A 19,932-nucleotide genomic window follows, 5' to 3' on the forward strand; every position below is an offset into this window, starting at 1 on the left:
CGGGACGTTCTCGGGGGTGGGTCAGACCATCAGGGAACGGTCCGTCGGGCGGATCGGGGCCGGGAGGTCGCTCGCTCCGGTCAGGAAGCGGTCGACGCCCTTGGCGGCCGAGCGGCCCTCCGCGATCGCCCAGACGATCAGGGACTGGCCGCGGCCGGCGTCACCGGCGACGAAGACGCCGGGCACGTTGGTCTGGAAGTCGGCGTCGCGGGCGACGTTGCCGCGCTCGTCGAGGTCGAGACCGAACTGCTCGACCAGGCCGTTGGCCCGGTCGGTGCCGGTGAAGCCCATGGCGAGGGTGACCAGCTGGGCCGGGATCCGGCGCTCGGTGCCCGGCTGCGGGGTCAGCTTGCCGTCGACGAACTCCACCTCGGTCAGGTGCAGCCACTGGACGTTGCCGTCCTCGTCGCCCTCGAAGTGGGTGGTGGAGACGGCGTAGATCCGCTCGCCGCCCTCCTCGTGCGCGGAGGTGACCTTGTAGAGCATCGGGAAGGTCGGCCACGGCTGGTGCGGCGCGCGGTCCTCGCCCGGCCGGGGCATGATCTCCAGCTGGGTGACCGAGGCCGCGCCCTGGCGGTGGGCGGTGCCCACGCAGTCGGCGCCGGTGTCTCCGCCGCCGATGACGACGACGTGCTTGCCCTCCGCCGAGATGGGCGACACCACGTAGTCGCCCTCCTGGACCTTGTTGGACAGCGGCAGGTACTCCATCGCCTGGTGGACGCCGCGCAGTTCGCGTCCGGGGACCGGCAGGTCACGGGCGGTCGTCGCACCGGCGGCGATCACGACCGCGTCGTACCGCTTCCTGAGGTCGGTCGCCTTGAGGTCGACGCCGATCTCGACACCGGTACGGAAGCGGGTGCCCTCCGCGCGCATCTGCTCGATACGGCGGTTGATGTGCCGCTTCTCCATCTTGAACTCGGGGATGCCGTAGCGGAGCAGGCCGCCGACGCGGTCGGCGCGCTCGTAGACGGCGACCGTGTGGCCGGCCCGGGTCAGCTGCTGGGCGGCGGCGAGGCCCGCGGGGCCCGAGCCGATCACGGCGACGGTCTTGCCGGACAGGCGCTCGGGGGCCTGCGGGGCGACGGTGCCCGCGTCCCACGCCTTGTCGATGATCGAGACCTCGACGTTCTTGATGGTGACGGCCGGCTGGTTGATGCCGAGCACGCACGCCGACTCGCACGGCGCCGGGCACAGGCGGCCGGTGAACTCCGGGAAGTTGTTGGTGGCGTGCAGGCGCTCGGAGGCGGCCGTCCAGTCCTCGCGGTAGGCGAAGTCGTTCCACTCGGGGATCAGGTTCCCGAGCGGACAGCCGTTGTGGCAGAACGGGATGCCGCAGTCCATGCACCGGCTGGCCTGCTTGCTGATGATCGGCAGCAGCGAGCCGGGGACGTAGACCTCGTTCCAGTCCTTGACGCGCTCGCTGACGGGACGGGTCCGGGCGACCTCGCGGCCGTGGTTCAGGAAGCCCTTCGGGTCAGCCATTGGTCGCCGCCTCCATCATCTTCTCGGTGATCTCGGTCTCGGAGAGACCCGCTCGCTCGGCGGCGTCCTTGGCGGCGAGCACTGCCTTGTACGTGCTGGGGATGATCTTGCTGAACCGGCGGGCGGCCGTGTCCCAGTCGGCGAGCAGCTTCTCGGCGACGGTGGAGCCGGTCTCCTCGGCGTGCCGGCGCACCACGTCGTGCAGCCACTGCCGGTCCGCGTCGTCCAGGGCCTCGACGGCGTCCACGTTGCCGACGTTGACGTTGTCGCGGTCGAGGTCGATGACGTAGGCGATGCCACCGGACATGCCGGCCGCGAAGTTGCGGCCCGTCTCGCCGAGGACCACCGCGTGGCCGCCGGTCATGTACTCGCAGCCGTGGTCGCCGACGCCCTCGGAGACCACCAGCGCACCGGAGTTGCGGACGCAGCACCGCTCGCCGGTCCGGCCGCGCAGGAACAGCTCGCCGCCGGTCGCGCCGTAGGCGATGGTGTTGCCGGCGATCGTGGAGTACTCGGCGAGATGGTCGGCCTCGCGGTCGGGGCGCACGATGATCCGGCCGCCGGAGAGGCCCTTGCCGACGTAGTCGTTGGCGTCGCCCTCCAGGCGGAGGGTGACACCGCGCGGCAGGAACGCGCCGAAGGACTGGCCGGCCGAGCCGGTGAAGGTGATGTCGATGGTGTCGTCGGGCAGACCGGCGCCGCCGAACTTCTTCGTCACCTCGTGGCCGAGCATGGTGCCGACCGTCCGGTTGATGTTGCGGACCTTGATCTGGGCGCGCACCGGCTGGGCGTCGGTGGCGGTGGAGGCGGCCAGGGCGTCCGAGGCGAGCTTGATCAGCTCGTTGTCCAGGGCCTTCTCCAGGCCGTGGTCCTGGGCGACGGTCCGGTGCAGGGCGGCGCCCTCGGGCAGCTCGGGCACGTGGAAGAGCGGGGCCAGGTCCAGGCCCTGCGCCTTCCAGTGGTTCACGGCGCGGGTGACGTCGAGGGTCCCGGCGTGGCCGACGGCCTCCTCGATGGAACGGAAACCCAGCTCGGCGAGGATCTCGCGGACCTCCTCGGCGATGAACCGGAAGAAGTTCACGATGTACTCGGCCTTGCCGGAGAAGCGGTCGCGCAGCACCGGGTTCTGGGTGGCGACGCCGACCGGACAGGTGTCGAGGTGACAGACGCGCATCATGATGCAGCCGGAGACGACGAGCGGCGCGGTGGCGAAACCGAACTCCTCGGCGCCGAGCAGCGCGGCGATCACGACGTCACGGCCGGTCTTGAGCTGGCCGTCGGTCTGCACCACGATCCGGTCCCGCAGGCCGTTGAGGAGCAGGGTCTGCTGGGTCTCGGCGAGGCCCAGCTCCCAGGGACCGCCGGCGTGCTTCAGCGACGTCAGCGGCGAGGCGCCGGTGCCGCCGTCGTGGCCGGAGATGAGCACGACGTCCGCGTGCGCCTTGGAGACACCCGCGGCGACCGTGCCGACGCCGACCTCCGAGACCAGCTTGACGTGGATCCGCGCCTGCGGATTCGCGTTCTTGAGGTCGTGGATCAGCTGGGCCAGGTCCTCGATGGAGTAGATGTCGTGGTGCGGCGGCGGCGAGATGAGGCCGACGCCCGGGGTGGAGTGCCGGGTCTTGGCGACCCACGGGTAGACCTTGTGGCCGGGCAGCTGGCCGCCCTCGCCGGGCTTGGCGCCCTGGGCCATCTTGATCTGGATGTCGTCGGCGTTGACCAGGTACTCGGAGGTGACGCCGAAGCGGCCGGAGGCGACCTGCTTGATGGCGCTGCGCCGGGCCGGGTCGTACAGGCGCTCCGGGTCCTCGCCGCCCTCACCGGTGTTGGACTTGCCGCCCAGCTGGTTCATGGCGATGGCGAGGGTCTCGTGGGCCTCGCGCGAGATGGAGCCGTAGGACATGGCGCCGGTGGAGAACCGCTTGACGATCTCGGAGACCGGCTCGACCTCGTCGACGGGGATCGACGGGCGGTCGCTCTTGAAGCCGAAGAGGCCGCGGAGCGTCATCAGCCGCTCGGACTGCTCGTTCACGCGGTCCGTGTACTTCTTGAAGATGTCGTAGCGGTTCGCGCGGGTCGAGTGCTGGAGGCGGAAGACCGTCTCCGGGTCGAACAGGTGCGGCTCGCCCTCGCGGCGCCACTGGTACTCGCCGCCTATGTCCAGGGTGCGGTGGGCCGGCGCGATGCCGGAGGCCGGGTAGGCCTTGGCGTGGCGGGCGGCCACCTCCTTGGCGACGACGTCGATGCCGACGCCGCCGATCTTGGTGGCGGTGCCGTTGAAGTACTTCTCGACGAAGGCGGTGTCGAGACCGACGGCCTCGAAGACCTGGGCACCCCGGTAGGAGGCGACCGTGGAGATGCCCATCTTGGACATGACCTTCAGGACGCCCTTGCCGAGGGCGTAGATCAGGTTGCGGATGGCCTGCTCGGGGTCCATGCCCGGCAGGAAGGTGCCGGCGCGGGTCAGGTCCTCGACGGACTCCATGGCCAGGTACGGGTTGACGGCGGCGGCGCCGAACCCGATCAGCAGGGCCACGTGGTGGACCTCGCGGACGTCACCGGCCTCGACGAGCAGGCCCACGCGGGTGCGCTGCTTGGTGCGGATGAGGTGGTGGTGGACGGCCGAGGTGAGCAGCAGCGAGGGGATCGGGGCGTGCTCGGCGTCCGAGTGCCGGTCCGACAGGACGATCAGGCGGGCGCCGTTGCCGATGGCCGCGTCGGCCTCGGCGCAGATCTCCTCGATCCGCGCGGCGAGCGCGTCGCCGCCGCCGGAGACCCGGTACAGGCCGGACAGGGTCGCGGCCTTGAAGCCGGGCATGTCGCCGTCGGCGTTGATGTGGATGAGCTTGGCCAGCTCGTCGTTGTCGATCACCGGGAAGGGCAGCACGACCGAGCGGCAGGAGGCGGCGTTCGGGTCGAGCAGGTTGCCGGCCGGGCCGAGGGAGGAGCGCAGCGAGGTGACCAGCTCTTCACGGATCGCGTCCAGCGGCGGGTTGGTGACCTGCGCGAACAGCTGGGTGAAGTAGTCGAAGAGCAGGCGCGGGCGCTCGCTCAGCGCGGCGATGGGCGAGTCGGTGCCCATGGAGCCGATCGGCTCGGCGCCGGACTTGGCCATGGGCGCCAGCAGGACGCGCAGCTCCTCCTCGGTGTAGCCGAAGGTCTGCTGGCGGCGGGCGACCGAGGCGTGGGTGTGCACGATGTGCTCGCGCTCGGGCAGGTCGCCGAGCTCGATCTCGCCGGCTTCCAGCCACTCCTCGTAGGGCTGCGCGGCGGCGAGGCCGGCCTTGATCTCGTCGTCCTCGATGATGCGGTGCTCGACGGTGTCGACGAGGAACATCCGGCCGGGCTGCAGCCGGCCCTTGCGGACCACCTTGGCGGGGTCGATGTCGAGGACGCCGACCTCGGAGCCGAGGACGACCAGGCCCTCGTCGGTGACCCAGTAGCGTCCGGGCCGCAGACCGTTGCGGTCGAGAACGGCGCCGACCTGGGAGCCGTCGGTGAAGGTGACGCAGGCGGGGCCGTCCCACGGCTCCATCATCGTGGCGTGGTAGCCGTAGAAGGCGCGCCGGGCCGGGTCCATGGAGACGTGGTTCTCCCACGCCTCCGGGATCATCATCAGCACGGAGTGCGGCAGCGAGCGCCCGCCGAGGTGCAGGAGTTCCAGCACCTCGTCGAAGGAGGCCGAGTCGGAGGCGTCGGGCGTGCAGATCGGGAAGACCCGGTCCAGCTTCTCCTGCGGGCCGAACAGGTCGGAGACGAGCTGCGACTCGCGGGCCCGCATCCAGTTGCGGTTGCCCTTGACGGTGTTGATCTCACCGTTGTGGGCGACGAACCGGTAGGGGTGGGCGAGCGGCCACGACGGGAAGGTGTTCGTGGAGAACCGGGAGTGCACGAGCGCGATCGCGGATGCGAAGCGGCGGTCGGACAGGTCCGGGAAGAAGGGCTCCAGCTGGCCGGTGGTCAGCATGCCCTTGTAGACGATCGTCCGGGCGGACAGCGACGGGAAGTAGACGCCCGCCTCGCGCTCGGCGCGCTTGCGCAGCACGAACGACCTGCGGTCCAGCGCGATGCCCTCGCTGGCGTGGTCGGTGACGAAGACCTGCCGGAAGACCGGCATGGTGGAGCGGGCGGTGGCGCCGAGCAGGCCCGGGGCGACCGGGACCTCGCGCCAGCCGAGGACGGTCAGGCCCTCTTCGGCCGCGATCGTCTCGATCCGTGAGACGGCGTCCTCGGTGTCGTCCTCGGGCAGGAAGGCGATGCCGACGGCGTAGGAACCGGCCGCGGGCAGTTCAAATCCGGCCACCTCGCGGAAGAAGGCGTCGGGCACCTGGGAGAGCAGGCCGGCGCCGTCACCGGAGTCCGGCTCCGAGCCGGTCGCGCCGCGGTGCTCCAGGTTGCGCAGAACCGTGAGCGCCTGCTCGACCAGCGCATGGCTCGCCTCGCCGGTGAGGGTGGCCACGAAGCCGACGCCGCAGGCGTCGTGCTCGTTACGGGGGTCGTACATACCCTGCGCAGCAGGGCGAGCATCCATGAACGACCAGTTCAGGCCATTCGTGGAGTGCTGGGACGGCTGGCGCGGCGTACGCATCGGCTCTCCCGTCGTCGTCAGTGGCATATAGCAGGTGCCGAGGGACGACGCTGGCCCTCTGCGTTTTTGTAGCGAAATTTCACGCAGGTTACATGATGGAGCGATTCTCGGGAACTGGATACACCGTTCCAACATGCGGACGCCGTGGGGGTTTACGGCGAGGTGCCGCTCACGCGGTGAGGGTGGCGGGGGACCGATCCGGACAGATCCGTGTCCATAGGTCCGCAGGGGCGGGGGTGAGCGTCGCCGACACCCCACAGGTACACGTCAGGCTCCCTTGCCTGCGGTGCGTACGGCTCATGCCCAGTGGTTAAGCGTTCGAAACCAGCGAGTAACGGCTACTTATGCAAGCCACCGCATAAGTAGCGGTCCATCTATCCTACGGCGGTCCCGAACAGGCTGCCCAGGGCATAGGTCACACCGGCCGCGGCGCCGCCGAGCGCCAGCTGCCGCAGGCCGCTGAACCACCAGGTCCGCGCGGTCACCCTGGCCACCACGGCACCGCAGCCGAACAGCCCCGCGAACGCGAGCAGCAGGGCGGGCCACAGGACTGTGGCGCCGAGCAGGAACGGAAGCACCGGCAGCAGCGCGCCGAGCGCGAACGAGCCGAACGAGGACACCGCGGCCACCAGGGGCGAGGGCAGGTCGCCGGGGTCGATGCCGAGTTCCTCCCGGGCGTGTATCTCCAGCGCCTGCTCCGGGTCGGCGGACAGCTGCCGGGCGACCTCCCGGGCGAGCGACGCCTCGACCCCCCTCGCCTCGTAGAGCGCGGCCAGCTCGGCCTCCTCGTCCTGCGGGTGCCGGCGCAGCTCCCGGCGCTCCACCTCCAGCTCGGCCTCGACCAGCTCGCGCTGGGAGGCGACGGAGGTGTACTCGCCGGCGGCCATGGAGAAGGCCCCGGCGGCCAGTCCCGCGAGCCCGGTGATGACGATGGTCTGGTGACCGACGGCTCCGCCGGCGACACCGGTGATCAGGGCGAGGTTGGAGACCAGTCCGTCCATGGCGCCGAAGACGGCGGGCCGCAGCCAGCCTCCGTTCACGTCCCGGTGCGTGTGGTTGTCGCGGTGCGCCTCGTGCAGCGTCGCCTGGGTCTCGATGACGGCCATGCGGCTCCCCCAATGGTCTGAGAACTGGTCTCGAACGGCCTCGAATAAGCTGAGGCAAAGCTAAGTCTGGACTGATTCCATCTTTTGACAACATAGACAGTACGCCTCGGCATTCCCCGCCGCCAGCAAGGAAAGGCTCGGCTAACCTGCGGCTTCGCCTTTCCGTGCTCACTTGCGCGATAGGCCGCACATATGTCGACCGGGTGATGTGAGGCGGTCGAGGCTGCGGTCAACCGCCGTTGGTGGGACACATCCGCAAACGGTCCCGCGCCCCGGCACGGAACCCCTTTCGGAGAGGTCCGCCCATGTCATCGATCGTCTGCACCCCGTCGGTCCCCGCCCCCGAAGAGCGCCCCTCGCCCCTGCACGACCGGGGACGGGGCGCCCTGCTGGGCCTGGCCGTGGGCGACGCGCTCGGGGCCCCGGCGGAGAACATGAAGCCCTCCGAGATCCGCGCCCGCTGGGGCCGCATCACGGGATACGTCACCGACACCCCGGCCGGCACCGACGACACCGAGTACGCGATCTTCTCCGGTCTGCTGCTCGCCCGCCACGGCTCGGCCCTCACCACCGCGCACGTCGAGGCGGCCTGGCACGAATGGATCGCCGACCGCGCCGAGGGTCCCTTCAAGGGCGCCGGCTTCAGCGAGCGCGGCACCCTGGAGAACCTCCGCCGCGGCCTGGCCGCCCCGATCTCCGCCCAGCACCGGCACGCCTGGAGCGACGGCCTGGCCATGCGGGCGGCGCCGTTCGGCGTCTTCGCGGCGGGCCGGCCCGTCGAGGCGGCCCGGCTGGTCGCGATCGACGGTTCGGTGAGCCACGAGGGCGAGGGCATCTACGGCGGCCAGGCGGTGGCCGCGGGCGTGGCGGCGGCCATGGCGGGCGCACCGCCGACCGCGGTGGTGGCGGCCGCGCTGGCGGTGGTGCCGGACGACTCGTGGACGGCCCGCTCCCTGCGCCGGGCGGTCTCGGTCGCCCACCGGGGTGAACGGGCGGTCCGCTCGGCGGTCGTCATCGGCGGCTACCCGTGGACGGATCTGGCCCCGGAGGCGGTGGCCCTGGCCTTCGGCGCCTACGCGGCGGCGGACGGCGACTTCCGGGACGCGGTGCTGACCGCCGTCAACATGGGCCGCGACGCGGACACCACCGCGGCGGTGGCCGGCGCGCTGGCGGGGGCGACCCAGGGAGCGGCGGCGATCCCCGGGGACTGGGCGGCGGCCATCGGCCCGGTCCGCGGCAGCTGCCTCCCGTCGATGGCGGGACAGCACGTCCTGGAGGTCGCGGACCTGCTGACCGGCGCGGCGCGGACCCGCCCCGCGACACCGCAGCTCCCCACGGCCGAGCCCCGCCCCGCGGCCCCGGCGACACCCGCCGACGCCGCCCCGCCGCCGGCCGGCCCCTGCGCCGAGCCGCGCCCCGCCGCAGCGGTCGCCCTGGCACCCGAGCCCCGCCCCACGGCGCCCGCGGCGGCGGCGTCACCGCCCGGCACCGCCCCGCCCCCGGCCGACCCGTTCGCCGAACCCCGGCCCGCCGCGACCGCCGTGGCCACCGGTCCGGCCGGCGAGTCGCCCGGCGGGTGGGCGAAGGACTGGGGTGTGACGGGCCCGAGCCCCCTGGAGGGCGACTGCCGCGAGGGACAGCGGTGAGGCGGCGCCGCATCGAGGGGCTGCTGCTGGGGCTCGCCGCGGGAGACGCCGCCGGCTGGCCCGCCGCCCGGCACCGCGCCGCCCGCATGCCGGAGTGGACCCGCCGCCTCACCAGGGAACTCGACACCTTCGCCGAACAGAACGCGACCACCACCCTGCCCGTCCCCATCGCCCTGAACCAGCCGCCCGAGCCGCTCCGGCTCGGCCCCTCCGACGACGCGGAGTGGGCGGCCTTCGCCGCGGAGGCCGTCCTGCGCGCCGGTGACGACACCGCCCTCGGCGACCTCAGCCGGGAACTGCGCACCCGCGCCGCCATCGACCTCACCTGGACCGCGGTCGCCTCGGAGGTCGCCGCCGCGGCCGAACGCGCCCCCGAGATCGAGTCGGCGGTGCTCCCGCTGCGGGCCCGGATCTCCGTCCGCGCCGGCCTCGGCAACCTCGCCACCGGTCTGCGCCCGCCCGCCACCGGCCACGACAACCCGCACTACTTCGACGACGCCGCCTGCGTCCGGGCCTGCGCGCTCGCCGTCGCCCACCCCGGCGATCCCCGGCGCGCCGCCGACCTCGCCGAGTTCGACGCCCGCTACACCCAGGACGGCGACGGCGTGCACGGCGCACGCGCGATGGCGGCGGCCGTCGCGCTCGCCCTCGCCGGCGCCGAGGTGGAGACCTGTGTGGCGGCCGCGCTCGGCGAACTCCCCGAGGCCACCGAGATCGGCCGCAACGCCCGGCACGCGCTGACGCTCACCGCCACCGCCGACAGCGCGTTCGCGCTCGTCCCCCTCCTCGAACACCAGATCGTCGACCACGTCTACAGCTACGGCATCGCCGCCGCCGAGACCGTCCCGGTCGCCCTCGCCCTCGCCACCGCCGCGCGCGGCCGGATCGCCGAGGCCGTCCCCGCCGCCGCCTGTCTCTCCCGGGTCGCCGACTCGGCCCCCGCCCTGGCCGGCGCGCTCACCGGCGCCCTCGGCGGCGGCGACTCGATCCCGGCGCCCTGGCGGGACGCCTGCCGCACCCTCTCCGGCTGCGCCCTCCCCCGCCTCACCGGCACCGACCTCGTGGAACTCGCCGGACTCCTGGAAGCCACGCAACCGGCCCATCCAGGGGGATGATTCGGTACATGACGCCCAAAACACAACAAAGCACCGGAGCTTCGCTGGACGAACGGATCACCGGAGCCCTCGTCGGGGCGGCCGTCGGCGACGCCCTCGGCGGTCCCGTCGAGGGCTACTCCCCGGACCAGATCCTGGAGCGCCACGGCGGCCGCGTCCACGGCATCGTCGGCCCCTGGAACGGCGACGCCTGGCGCACCGCCCGCCCCATCGCCCCGTACCACAAGGGCGACGGGCACGTCACCGACGACACCTTGATGACCCACGCCCTGGTCCGGGTGTACGACCGCGTCCGCGACCACCTAGACGCCTACGCGATCGCCGACCACCTGGTCCCCGACCTGATGACCGGCCCCCGCTGGATCCCGGAGCTGGAGGCGGAGACCATCCTGCTGCACCGGGTATTCCTCGCCGAGAAGTGGCTGGCGGCCCGGCTGCACTACGGCCACGTCGATCCCCGCGAGGCCGGCACCGGCAACATCGTCAACTGCGGCGCGGCGATGTACATGGCCCCGGTCGGCCTGGTCAACGCGGCGAACCCGCGGGCCGCGTACGCCGAGGCGCTGGACGTCGCGGGCGCCCACCAGTCCTCGTACGGCAGGGAGGCGGCCGGTGTCTTCGCGGCGGCGGTGGCGGCCGCCGCCACGCCCGGGGCGACACCGGACTCCGTCGTCACCGCGTGCCTGTCGCTGGCGAAGGACGGCACGCGGGCGGCGATCGAGGCGGTCTGCGAAGCGGCCGCGCGCCACAGCGACTTCGAGTCCGCTCTCACCCCCCTCCGGCAGGCGGTCGCCCCCTACGACACGGTCGGCCCCGACTACCGTTCCCCGTCGCTCGGCGCCCGCCGTCCCTCCCGCCTCCACGCGATCGAGGAACTCCCCGTCGCCCTCGGCATGTTGCTGGTGGCCGGCGGCGACTTCCGGCACGCCGTGCTCGGTTCCGTCAACTACGGCCGCGACTGCGACTCGATCGCGACGATGGCGGGCGCGATCGCCGGAGCACTGGGCTCCGCCGTGCCCGAGGAGTGGTCGAAGCCGGTCGCCGAGGCGAGCCGCCTGGACCTGTGGGGGCCGCCGCGCACGCTCGCCGCCGTGACCGCGGAGATCTTCGCCCGCGACACGGCGCACCGGCGCGCCCACGAGGAGTCCTTCGCCCGCCTCGGAGGCCCGAGTTGCTCCGCCTGACCTGGGTCCAGCCGGAGGACCTGCTGGGCCACGAGATCCGCCAGGCCCGGCAGGACGGCCGGGAGCCCGGCGCCGTCGAGGCGCGCTGGAAGGCGGCGGGCGGGGCGGACGCGCCGGACCGGGCCGGAGCCTCGCCGGACCGGGCGTCCCGCTATCTTCGCCGCCTCGCGGAGGACCTCCTCGACGAACTCGCGGACCTGCCGAGCAGGTTGGACGAGCCGACGGATCTCGAAGCGATCCGGGCGCTGTGCCCGGAGTGGCCGTCGAACGGCCGTGCCCCGGCGGGGGCCGATCGCGCGGTTCCCCGCGCCCCTGACGGAGCGCGGGCAGGCGCCCCCACCCCCCGCGCGTACCAGGCGGCCTGGCTCGGCCGGGCCGTCGGGTGTCTGCTCGGCAAACCCGTCGAGAAGCTTCCGCTGCACGCGATCCGCGAACTCGCCCGCGCCACCGGCAACTGGCCCCTGAACCACTACTTCACCGCCCGCGGGGTCCCCGCCGCCCTGCTCGCCGCGCATCCCTGGAACCGCCGCTCGGCGGCCACGTCCCTCGCCGAGAACATCGACGGCATGCCCGAGGACGACGATCTCAACTACCCCCTCCTCGGCCTCCTCCTGCTCCGGCGCCACGGCCGGGACTTCACCACCTCCGACGTGGCCGCCCTGTGGCTGGACGAACTCCCCGCAGGACGCACCTTCACCGCCGAGCGCATCGCCTACCGCAACCTCCTCTCCGGCGTCGAGCCCCCGCACACCGCCCGCCACCGCAACCCCTTCCGCGAGTGGATCGGCGCCCTGATCCGGGCCGACGTGCACGGCTGGACCAACCCCGGCGACCCGGCCGCCGCGGCCGAACAGGCCCATCGCGACGCGGCCCTCACCCACACGGCCAACGGCGTCTACGCGGCGATGTTCACGGCGGCCGTCATCGCCGCCGCCGGCGGCACCCGCGACGTCCACGCCTGCCTGCGCGCGGGCCGCGCGGTGATCCCGCCCCGGTCCCGCCTGGCCGGGGCGATCGACCGGGCGATCCGGCTGGCCCGGACCCACGAGGACTTCGAGACGGTCGTGGACGAACTCCACCGCACCCACTCCCCCACCCACCACTGGGTGCACGCCGTCCCCAACACCGCGCTGATCGCCGCCGCCCTCACCCACGCGGACGGCGACTTCACCGGATCCGTCTGCCGTGCGGTGAGCGGCGGCTGGGACACCGACTCGAACGGCGCGACGGCCGGCTCCGTCGCCGCACTGCTCGCCGGCGACCCCGGCGCCCTCCCCGACCGCTGGACGGCCCCGCTCAAGAACCGGCTCGCCACCTCCGTCGGCGGCTTCGACGGCACCGACTTCGACACCCTCGCCCACCTCACCCACCTGGAGGCGACCCGCCCATGACCCAGATCGCCGTACTCGGCAGCACGAACATGGACCTCGTCGCGTACGTCGAGAGGGCCCCGCAGCTCGGCGAGACCGTGACCGGACGGGAGTTCCGCACCGTCCCCGGCGGCAAGGGCGCCAACCAGGCGATCGCCGCCGCGCGGGCCGGCGCCACCGTCTCGATGATCGGCGCCGTCGGCCACGACGCCTACGGCGTGCGGATGCGGGAGACCCTCGAACACTCCGGTGTGGACACCGACTCGCTGCGCACGATCGAGTGCCCCTCCGGCACCGCGCACATCGTCGTGGACGACGAGGGCGGCAACGCGATCGTGGTGATCCCCGGCGCGAACGGCACCGTCGACCATCTCGCCCCCGGCGACGAGGGGGTGATCGCCTCCGCCGACACGCTCCTGCTCCAGCTGGAGATCCCGCTGCCCGCGGTCGTCGCCGGTGCCGAGGCCGCCCGCAGACACGGCGTCCGGACCATCCTCACCCCCTCCCCCACCCGCACGCTGCCCGCCGAACTCCTCGACAACATCGACCTGCTGGTGGCCAACGAACGGGAGGCCTCGGCCCTCGCCGACCGTGCCGACCCGCGCGACGCGGCCGCGGCCCTGCTCGGCCTGGTGCCCCGGGTCGTCGTCACCCTGGGCGCCGCCGGCAGCCTCTACCTCACCCGTGACGCCGCGCCCCTGGTCATCCCGGCGCCCCGGGTGACCGCCGTCGACTCCACGGGCGCGGGCGACACCTTCGTCGGCGCCCTCGCGGTCGCCCTGGCCGAGGAGAAACCGATCCGGGAGGCCCTGTCCTGGGCGGCGGCCGCGGCCGCGCTCGCCGTGCAACGGGAAGGGGCGTCCACATCCATGCCGTACCGTCCGGAGATCGAGGCCCAGTACACCGCATGACTACGACACCACAGCCCCAGCCGCTCGCCGGCCTGCGCGTCCTGGACCTCGCCACCCTCTTCGCCGGTCCCCTCGCCGCGACCCTGCTCGGTGACTTCGGCGCCGAGGTCGTCAAGGTCGAGCACCCCGCCAAACCCGACCCCTCGCGCGGGCACGGCCCCGCCAAGCAGGGCGTCGGCCTGTGGTGGAAGCTGCTCGGCCGCAACAAGCGGACCATCACCCTGGACCTGTCCAAGCCGGGCGGCCGCGCCACCCTGCTCCGGCTCGCCGCCGGCGCCGACGTGATCGTGGAGAACTTCCGGCCCGGCACCCTGGAGAAATGGGACCTCGGCTGGGAGGAGCTCTCCGCCGCGAACCCCCGGCTGATCCTGACCCGGGTCACCGCCTTCGGCCAGTTCGGCCCCTACGCCCACCGCCCCGGATTCGGCACCCTCGCCGAGGCGATGAGCGGCTTCGCGGCGATCACCGGCGATCCGGACGCCCCGCCCACCCTCCCGCCGTTCGGCCTGGCCGACTCCATCGCGGCGCTGGCCACCGCGTACGCGGTGCTGACCGCGCTGGCCGCCCGCGACCGCACCGGCGAGGGCCAGGTCGTCGACATGGCGATCATCGAACCGATCCTCACCGTCCTCGGGCCGCAGCCCACCTGGTACGACCAGCTCGGCTACGTCCAGGAGCGCACCGGCAACCGCTCGGCCAACAACGCCCCGCGCAACACCTACCGCACGGCGGACGGCACCTGGGTCGCCGTCTCCACCTCGGCCCAGTCGATCGCGGAACGCGTGATGCGGCTGGTCGGACGCCCGGACCTGATCGACCAGCCGTGGTTCGCGACCGGCGCCGACCGGGCGGCCCACTCCGACGTCCTCGACGCGGCCGTCGGCGACTGGATCGCCGTCCGCTCGCGCGCCGAGGTGCTGGCCGAGTTCGAGAAGGCGGAGGCGGCGGTGGCGCCCATCCAGGACGTCAGGGACGTGATGGAGGACCCGCAGTACCTGGCGCTGGACACCGTCACCACCGTCCCCGACCCCGAACTGGGGCCGCTGCGCATGCAGAACGTCCTCTTCCGGCTCTCCGCGACCCCCGGCGCGATCCGCTGGACGGGCCGTCCGCACGGTGCCGACACCGACGAGGTCCTGACCGAGCTGGGACTGACCCCGGCCCAGTTGCGCGCACTGCGCGACGAGGGCGCCGTATGACCCCCGCGGCCTTCCCGCTGACCTGGCTGTACGTTCCCGGCGACCGGCCGCACGTGGTCGCCAAGGCGCTGGTCAGCGGGGCGGACGTGGTGGTGATCGACCTGGAGGACGCCGTCGCCCCGGACCGCAAGGACTGGGGCCGCGCCGCCACCGCGGAGCTCCTCGGCCACCCCCAGCCGGTCCCCGTGCACGTCCGGATCAACGGCCTGGACACCCCCTGGGCCGCGGCCGACCTCCAGTCCCTGCTGGGCCTGCCCGGCCTCGCCGGTCTGCGCCTGCCCAAGGTGTCAGGACCCGGTGACATCCACCAGGTCGCGGCCCGGACCGCCGCGCTCCCGCTCTACGCGCTCCTGGAGTCGGCCCTCGGCATCGAGCACGCCTACGCCATCGCCACCGCCCACCCGGCCCTGCGGGGCGTCTCGCTCGGGGAGGCCGATCTCCAGGCCGACCTGGGGGTGTACGACGACACCGGCCTCGACTGGTCACGGTCGCGGATCGTGGTCGCCGCCCGGGCCGCGGGCCTCGCCCCGCCGCCCCAGTCGGTCCACCCGGACACCCGCGACCTCAAGGGCCTCGCCGCCTCCTGCGCCCGTGGCCGCGCCATGGGGTTCCTGGGACGCGCCGCCATCCATCCCCGTCAGCTCCCGATCATCGAACGCGCCTACCTCCCCACCCATGCCGAACTGGAACAGGCCGAGAAGATCATCAAGGCGGCCACCACGGAGCCGGGCGCCCAGGCCCTCCCGGACGGCAGTTTCATCGACGCCGCGGTGGTGGCGACGGCGCGCAGGACCCTGTCCCTGCTGAACCGCCGCTGACCCCGGCCCGCTCGCACGCGAAGAGGGCGCCCGGTTGGTCCGGGCGCCCTCTTCGTCGTGTCGCGGCAGGTCAGCTCTTCTTGGCCGCCGACCCGGCCCCGTCCTTGGCGTCTTCCTCGGCGTCTTCCTCGGCCTCGGTCTCGGCTCCGGGCTGCTTCCCGCCCTCGGCCGCGGCGGACTCGGCCTGCGCAGCCTGGTCGGACGTCCCGGCCCTCTCGGCCTTCCCGGCCTCGGCGGTGTCATCGGACTCACCGGACTCACCGGCCTCGGCGGGCTCGCCCGCACCGGACTCGCCGGCGGCGGCGTCCGCCTCGACCGCCCCCTCGGCGGCGCCCGGCTCGACCACCGCTTCCCGGCCCGGCCGCTTCTTCGTGGACACCACGAAGTAGACCACCGCGAGCAGGAACACCAGCATCGCGGTCCAGTCGTTGAGCCGCAGACCGAGGAAGTGGTGGGCGTCGTCGACGCGCATGTACTCGATCCAGCCGCGGCCGACGCAGTACGCGGCGACGTACAGCGCGAACGCCCGGCCGTGCCCCAGCTTGAAGCGGCGGTCGGCCCAGATGACCAGGAACGCGACCCCGATGCACCACAGCGACTCGTAGAGGAAGGTCGGGTGGTAGTAGCCCGGCACCCGGCCGCCCTCGGACGAGGTGATGTGCAGGGCCCACGGCACATGGGTCTCGCGGCCGTACAGCTCCTGGTTGAACCAGTTGCCCCAGCGGCCGATCGCCTGCGCGAGGGCGATGCCGGGGGCGATGGCGTCGGCGTAGGCCGGCAGCGGGATGCCCCGGCGCCGGCAGCCGATCCAGGCGCCCACCGCGCCGAGCGCGATCGCGCCCCAGATGCCGAGGCCGCCCTGCCACACCTTGAAGGCGTCGACCCAGTCACGGCCCTCGCTGAAGTACAGCTCGTAGTCCGTGATCACGTGGTAGAGACGCCCGCCGACCAGGCCGAACGGGACGGCCCAGACCGCGATGTCGGCCACGGTGCCGGCCCGCCCGCCCCGGGCGATCCAGCGCCTGTTTCCGAGCCAGACGGCTACGAAGACACCGATGATGATGCAGAAGGCGTAGCCGCGCAGCGGAATGGGACCGAGGTGGATCACTCCGCGCGAAGGGCTGGGAATGTAGGCAAGATATTCCATGGCAGGGTCGACGCTACCGTGCCGGACCGGGCCGACGGCAATCAGCCCGGCTACGGCTCCATAACAGGGAGGTGAGAATGCCCCTCACCCCTTGTTGGCGTCCTCCACGAGCTGCGTGAGCTTGGCCGGGGTCATCGTCTGGTCCTGGTAGATGTTCCTGCCGTCGAGCAGCACGGTCGGGGTGCCGCCGAACTTGGCCGCCTGGAAGGCCTCGTTGGACTTCACGACCCAGGCGTTGTGCGTACCGTCCTTGACGCATTTCCGGAACGCCGGGGTGTCCAGCCCGTCGACCTTGCCGGCCAGCTCGATCAGTTTGTCGTTGCTGGAGAAGGCGTCGTCGGTCTCCTTCGGCTGGTTCCCGTACAGCACGTCGTGGAAGTCGCGGAACTTCCCCGCGTCCTGGGCGCAGGCCGCGGCGTTGGCGGCGTTGCGGGAGCCGGTGCCGCCGAGGTTGCCGTCGATGAGGGTGACCAGGTGGTACTCGATCCGGAGCTTGCCGGCGTCGGTCAGCTCGTGGAGCGTCGGCCGGTACGCCGCCTCGAAGGCCTGGCAGGCGGGGCAGCGGAAGTCCTCCCAGACGGTGAGCGTGGCCTTGGCGCCGTCCTTGCCGACCGGGACCGCGAGGCTGTCCTTGCCCTGCGCGCCCGAGGGCGCCACGACCGGGCCCGAGCTCTCGCCGCCCTTGTCCTTGCCCGCGTTCGCCGCGACCACGCCGATCACCGCGGCCAGGCCCAGCACGCAGACCACGCTGGCGCCGACGATCAGCGCGCGCCGCCGCTTCTCCGCGGCCTTCTGCTTCTCGCGGTCGGCGGCCAGCCGCTCGCGGGCCGTCCGCTTTCCGTCTCGATTCTTCTCGCTCACACCACCAGAACGAACCGGGGAGGCGCACCGCGCCTCCCCGGTCCCAGGTCCACCCGTACGGGTGACCGCATGGCGCGTGGTGTGCGTTTACGCCTGTCCGCGCACGCCCTTCGCGAGGTCACCGGCGAGTTCCCGCACGGCCGAGATGCCGGCCGCCTCGTCCGGCGCGTCCAGCATCCGCTTCACGAAGGCCGAGCCGACGATCACACCGTCGGCGAAGCCGGCGACCTCGGCGGCCTGGGCCGCGTCGGAGACGCCGAGGCCGACGCAGACGGGCAGGCCGGTGCCGGTGGCGCGGGTGCGTTCCACCAGGTTCTGGGCCTGCGCGCCGACCGACGCGCGGGTGCCGGTGACGCCCATCAGGGACGCGGCGTAGACGAAGCCGCTGCCGGCCTCGGTGATCTGCGCGAGCCGCTCGTCCTTGCTGCTCGGCGCCACGACGAAGACCGTCGCCAGGCCGTGCTTCTCGGCGTGCTCCCGCCACAGGGCGGACTCCTGGACGGGCAGGTCGGGCAGGATGCAGCCCGCGCCGCCCGCCTCGGCCAGCTCGGCGGTGAACCGTTCGACGCCGTAGCGGTCGACGGGATTCCAGTACGTCATGACGAGGACCGGCTTGCCGGTGGCCGCGGAGACCTCTCGCACCGTGCGCATGACGTCCGCGATCCGGACGCCGCCGCGCAGGGCGACGTCGTCGGCGGTCTGGATGACCGGGCCGTCCAGCACCGGGTCGCTGTGCGGCAGCCCGACCTCGACGACGTCGGCGCCGCCGTCGAGCACGGCCTTGATCGCCTCGATGCCGCCGGCCACGGTCGGGAACCCGGCCGGGAGGTAGGCGATGAGCGCGGCCCGGCCCTCGGCCCTGGCGCCCGCGAGGGTGTCCGACAGCAGCTGAATGTTCCCGCTCACTTGGCGTCCCCCTCGATCTCGGCGGTGTCGGCGGCGTCGGCCGCGACCTCGGCGTCCGTGTCGTACAGCCCGAAGTAGCGTGCGGCGGTGTCCATGTCCTTGTCGCCGCGGCCGGACAGGTTGACGACGATCAGCCCGTCCGGGCCGAGTTCCCTGCCGACCTCCAGGGCGCCGGCCAGGGCGTGGGCGCTCTCGATGGCCGGGATGATGCCCTCGGTGCGGGACAGCAGGCGCAGGGCCTGCATGGCCGCGTCGTCGGTGACCGCGCGGTACTCGCCGCGCCCGGAGTCCTTGAGGTAGGAGTGCTCCGGTCCGATGCCCGGGTAGTCCAGGCCCGCGGAGATCGAGTACGGCTCGGTGATCTGGCCCTCGTCGTCCTGGAGGACGTAGGACCGGGAGCCGTGCAGGATGCCGGGCTCGCCCGCGGTGAGGGTGGCGGCGTGCTCGCCGGTCTCGATGCCGTGGCCGGCGGGCTCGCAGCCGACGAGGCGGACACCGGCGTCGGGGATGAACGCGTGGAAGAGGCCGATGGCGTTGGAGCCGCCGCCGACGCAGGCGATCGCCGCGTCGGGGAGGCGGCCGGCGCGCTCCAGGATCTGGCGGCGGGCCTCGACGCCGATGACCCGGTGGAAGTCGCGGACCATGGCCGGGAACGGGTGCGGGCCGGCGACCGTGCCGAACAGGTAGTGGGTGTGGTCGACGTTGGCCACCCAGTCCCGGAACGCCTCGTTGATGGCGTCCTTCAGGGTGCGGCTGCCGGACTGCACGGCGACGACCTCGGCGCCGAGCATGCGCATGCGGGCCACGTTCAGGGCCTGGCGCCGGGTGTCGACCTCGCCCATGTAGATGGTGCAGTCGAGGCCGAAGAGGGCGCAGGCCGTGGCCGTCGCCACGCCGTGCTGGCCGGCGCCGGTCTCGGCGATCACCCGGGTCTTGCCCATCCGCCGGGTGAGCAGGGCCTGCCCGAGCACGTTGTTGATCTTGTGCGAGCCGGTGTGGTTGAGGTCCTCGCGCTTGAGGAAGATCCGGGCGCCGCCGGCGTGTTCCGCGAAGCGGGGGACCTCGGTCAGGGAGCTGGGGCGGCCGGTGTAGTGGACGAGCAGGTCGTCGAGTTCACGGGCGAACTCGGGGTCGCTCTTGGCCTTGTCGTACTCGACGGCGACCTCGTCCACGGCGGCCACGAGGGCCTCCGGGATGAACTTGCCGCCGAAGGCGCCGAAGTAGCCCTCCGGGGAGGGCACCTGGCCTTCCGCGTCAGGGAAGAAGTAGTCGCTGGGCATGCGGAGACCTCACGGTGAGTGTGTGGAAGGACACGGTTCGCCGTGGGGCGGGGGGTGATCCGCCGACGGACGGCCGTCGGCGGCTGATCGCGCACGCGCGGCGCGAGCCGCGGATCGGGTACAGCCCCGCGCCCCTAAAGGGCGCGCTGCCATCGGCGGCCGTTCACCTGGCCCGGTTCGTCACCGATGACGTACCGCACGCGGCGGCCGTGGACACGCCTCGCCGGGGCTCGGCAGCCCCTGGGGCGGCAGCCGCGCGCGAGGCGGGCGTACCGGTCCACGGTCGTCACGGTGAGAGTCATCGGTGTCAGCCTAGCGG

The 19,932-nt window shown here is 73.0% G+C and carries 15 protein-coding genes; 7 read left to right on the forward strand and 8 right to left on the reverse strand.

What is annotated here, in order from left to right; translation table 11 throughout:
- Positions 1-21: 21 nt before the first annotated feature.
- From ACIRQ9_RS24480 to ACIRQ9_RS24490, 3 genes are all read right to left on the reverse strand, one after another.
- Complete coding sequence (locus ACIRQ9_RS24480; RefSeq protein WP_404177222.1) at positions 22-1,482, reverse strand: glutamate synthase subunit beta; 1,461 nt, start codon at positions 1,480-1,482, stop codon at positions 22-24.
- Positions 1,475-6,070 (reverse strand): glutamate synthase large subunit, encoded by a 4,596-nt coding sequence (gene gltB / locus ACIRQ9_RS24485; protein WP_404177225.1) that lies wholly within the window; start codon positions 6,068-6,070, stop codon positions 1,475-1,477. Before gltB ends, ACIRQ9_RS24480 begins: the two co-directional genes overlap by 8 nt.
- Positions 6,071-6,444: 374 nt before the next feature.
- The gene (locus ACIRQ9_RS24490; RefSeq protein ID WP_404177228.1) at positions 6,445-7,176 is read right to left on the reverse strand and encodes a VIT1/CCC1 transporter family protein; all 732 of its coding nucleotides are present in this window, start codon (positions 7,174-7,176) and stop codon (positions 6,445-6,447) included.
- Between the two features lie 305 nt (positions 7,177-7,481).
- On the opposite strand from ACIRQ9_RS24490, the gene ACIRQ9_RS24495 reads away from it, so the two are divergent.
- Genes ACIRQ9_RS24495 through ACIRQ9_RS24525 form a run of 7 tightly spaced genes read left to right on the forward strand, consistent with a single transcriptional unit; the run spans position 7,482 to position 15,419 of the window.
- Positions 7,482-8,822, forward strand: coding sequence for an ADP-ribosylglycohydrolase family protein (locus tag ACIRQ9_RS24495; protein WP_404177231.1), 1,341 nt, complete (start codon positions 7,482-7,484; stop codon positions 8,820-8,822).
- Entirely contained in the window at positions 8,819-9,937 is a 1,119-nt protein-coding gene (locus tag ACIRQ9_RS24500; protein ID WP_404177234.1) for an ADP-ribosylglycohydrolase family protein, read from the forward strand. Before ACIRQ9_RS24495 ends, ACIRQ9_RS24500 begins: the two co-directional genes overlap by 4 nt.
- 8 nt (positions 9,938-9,945) lie before the next feature.
- On the forward strand, positions 9,946-11,121 hold the full coding sequence (locus ACIRQ9_RS24505; RefSeq protein ID WP_404177237.1) for an ADP-ribosylglycohydrolase family protein: 1,176 nt from the start codon (positions 9,946-9,948) through the stop codon (positions 11,119-11,121).
- Complete coding sequence (locus ACIRQ9_RS24510) at positions 11,109-12,512, forward strand: ADP-ribosylglycohydrolase family protein (protein ID WP_404177239.1); 1,404 nt, start codon at positions 11,109-11,111, stop codon at positions 12,510-12,512. Before ACIRQ9_RS24505 ends, ACIRQ9_RS24510 begins: the two co-directional genes overlap by 13 nt.
- A complete protein-coding gene (rbsK, locus tag ACIRQ9_RS24515; protein WP_404177242.1) occupies positions 12,509-13,402 on the forward strand; it encodes a ribokinase in 894 nt (297 codons plus the stop codon). Before ACIRQ9_RS24510 ends, rbsK begins: the two co-directional genes overlap by 4 nt.
- Positions 13,399-14,601, forward strand: a complete 1,203-nt coding sequence (locus ACIRQ9_RS24520) for a CaiB/BaiF CoA transferase family protein (protein WP_404177245.1) — start codon at positions 13,399-13,401, stop codon at positions 14,599-14,601. The genes rbsK and ACIRQ9_RS24520 overlap by 4 nt, the downstream gene beginning before the upstream one ends.
- Entirely contained in the window at positions 14,598-15,419 is an 822-nt protein-coding gene (locus tag ACIRQ9_RS24525) for an HpcH/HpaI aldolase/citrate lyase family protein (RefSeq protein WP_404177248.1), read from the forward strand. Before ACIRQ9_RS24520 ends, ACIRQ9_RS24525 begins: the two co-directional genes overlap by 4 nt.
- A gap of 70 nt (positions 15,420-15,489) precedes the next feature.
- Here ACIRQ9_RS24525 and lgt read toward each other — a convergent pair whose 3' ends face one another.
- The 5 genes from lgt to trpM all read right to left on the reverse strand — a co-directional run bounded on the left by lgt (position 15,490) and on the right by trpM (position 19,915).
- Positions 15,490-16,566, reverse strand: a complete 1,077-nt coding sequence (gene lgt / locus ACIRQ9_RS24530) for a prolipoprotein diacylglyceryl transferase (RefSeq protein ID WP_404177251.1) — start codon at positions 16,564-16,566, stop codon at positions 15,490-15,492.
- Between the two features lie 84 nt (positions 16,567-16,650).
- Positions 16,651-17,427, reverse strand: coding sequence for a DsbA family protein (locus ACIRQ9_RS24535; RefSeq protein ID WP_404177254.1), 777 nt, complete (start codon positions 17,425-17,427; stop codon positions 16,651-16,653).
- A gap of 87 nt (positions 17,428-17,514) precedes the next feature.
- Complete coding sequence (gene trpA, locus ACIRQ9_RS24540; protein ID WP_404177257.1) at positions 17,515-18,333, reverse strand: tryptophan synthase subunit alpha; 819 nt, start codon at positions 18,331-18,333, stop codon at positions 17,515-17,517.
- A complete protein-coding gene (gene trpB, locus ACIRQ9_RS24545) occupies positions 18,330-19,613 on the reverse strand; it encodes a tryptophan synthase subunit beta (RefSeq protein ID WP_404177260.1) in 1,284 nt (427 codons plus the stop codon). The genes trpA and trpB overlap by 4 nt, the downstream gene beginning before the upstream one ends.
- Before the next feature lie 134 nt (positions 19,614-19,747).
- The gene (trpM, locus tag ACIRQ9_RS24550; RefSeq protein ID WP_189947481.1) at positions 19,748-19,915 is read right to left on the reverse strand and encodes a tryptophan biosynthesis modulator TrpM; all 168 of its coding nucleotides are present in this window, start codon (positions 19,913-19,915) and stop codon (positions 19,748-19,750) included.
- Positions 19,916-19,932 lie beyond the last annotated feature (17 nt).

The organism is Streptomyces sp. NPDC101237 (genome assembly GCF_044767465.1).
In the GTDB taxonomy this organism is placed as follows: domain Bacteria; phylum Actinomycetota; class Actinomycetes; order Streptomycetales; family Streptomycetaceae; genus Streptomyces; species Streptomyces gramineus.

Coding starts and splice junctions, on each gene's coding strand:
- ACIRQ9_RS24480 (WP_404177222.1), bottom strand. CDS start 1,482: ATGGCTGACCCGAAGGGCTTCCTGAACCACGGCCGCGAGGTCGCCCGG.
- gltB (WP_404177225.1), bottom strand. CDS start 6,070: ATGCGTACGCCGCGCCAGCCGTCCCAGCACTCCACGAATGGCCTGAAC.
- ACIRQ9_RS24490 (WP_404177228.1), bottom strand. CDS start 7,176: ATGGCCGTCATCGAGACCCAGGCGACGCTGCACGAGGCGCACCGCGAC.
- ACIRQ9_RS24495 (WP_404177231.1), top strand. CDS start 7,482: ATGTCATCGATCGTCTGCACCCCGTCGGTCCCCGCCCCCGAAGAGCGC.
- ACIRQ9_RS24505 (WP_404177237.1), top strand. CDS start 9,946: ATGACGCCCAAAACACAACAAAGCACCGGAGCTTCGCTGGACGAACGG.
- rbsK (WP_404177242.1), top strand. CDS start 12,509: ATGACCCAGATCGCCGTACTCGGCAGCACGAACATGGACCTCGTCGCG.
- ACIRQ9_RS24520 (WP_404177245.1), top strand. CDS start 13,399: ATGACTACGACACCACAGCCCCAGCCGCTCGCCGGCCTGCGCGTCCTG.
- ACIRQ9_RS24525 (WP_404177248.1), top strand. CDS start 14,598: ATGACCCCCGCGGCCTTCCCGCTGACCTGGCTGTACGTTCCCGGCGAC.
- lgt (WP_404177251.1), bottom strand. CDS start 16,566: ATGGAATATCTTGCCTACATTCCCAGCCCTTCGCGCGGAGTGATCCAC.
- trpB (WP_404177260.1), bottom strand. CDS start 19,613: ATGCCCAGCGACTACTTCTTCCCTGACGCGGAAGGCCAGGTGCCCTCC.
- trpM (WP_189947481.1), bottom strand. CDS start 19,915: ATGACTCTCACCGTGACGACCGTGGACCGGTACGCCCGCCTCGCGCGC.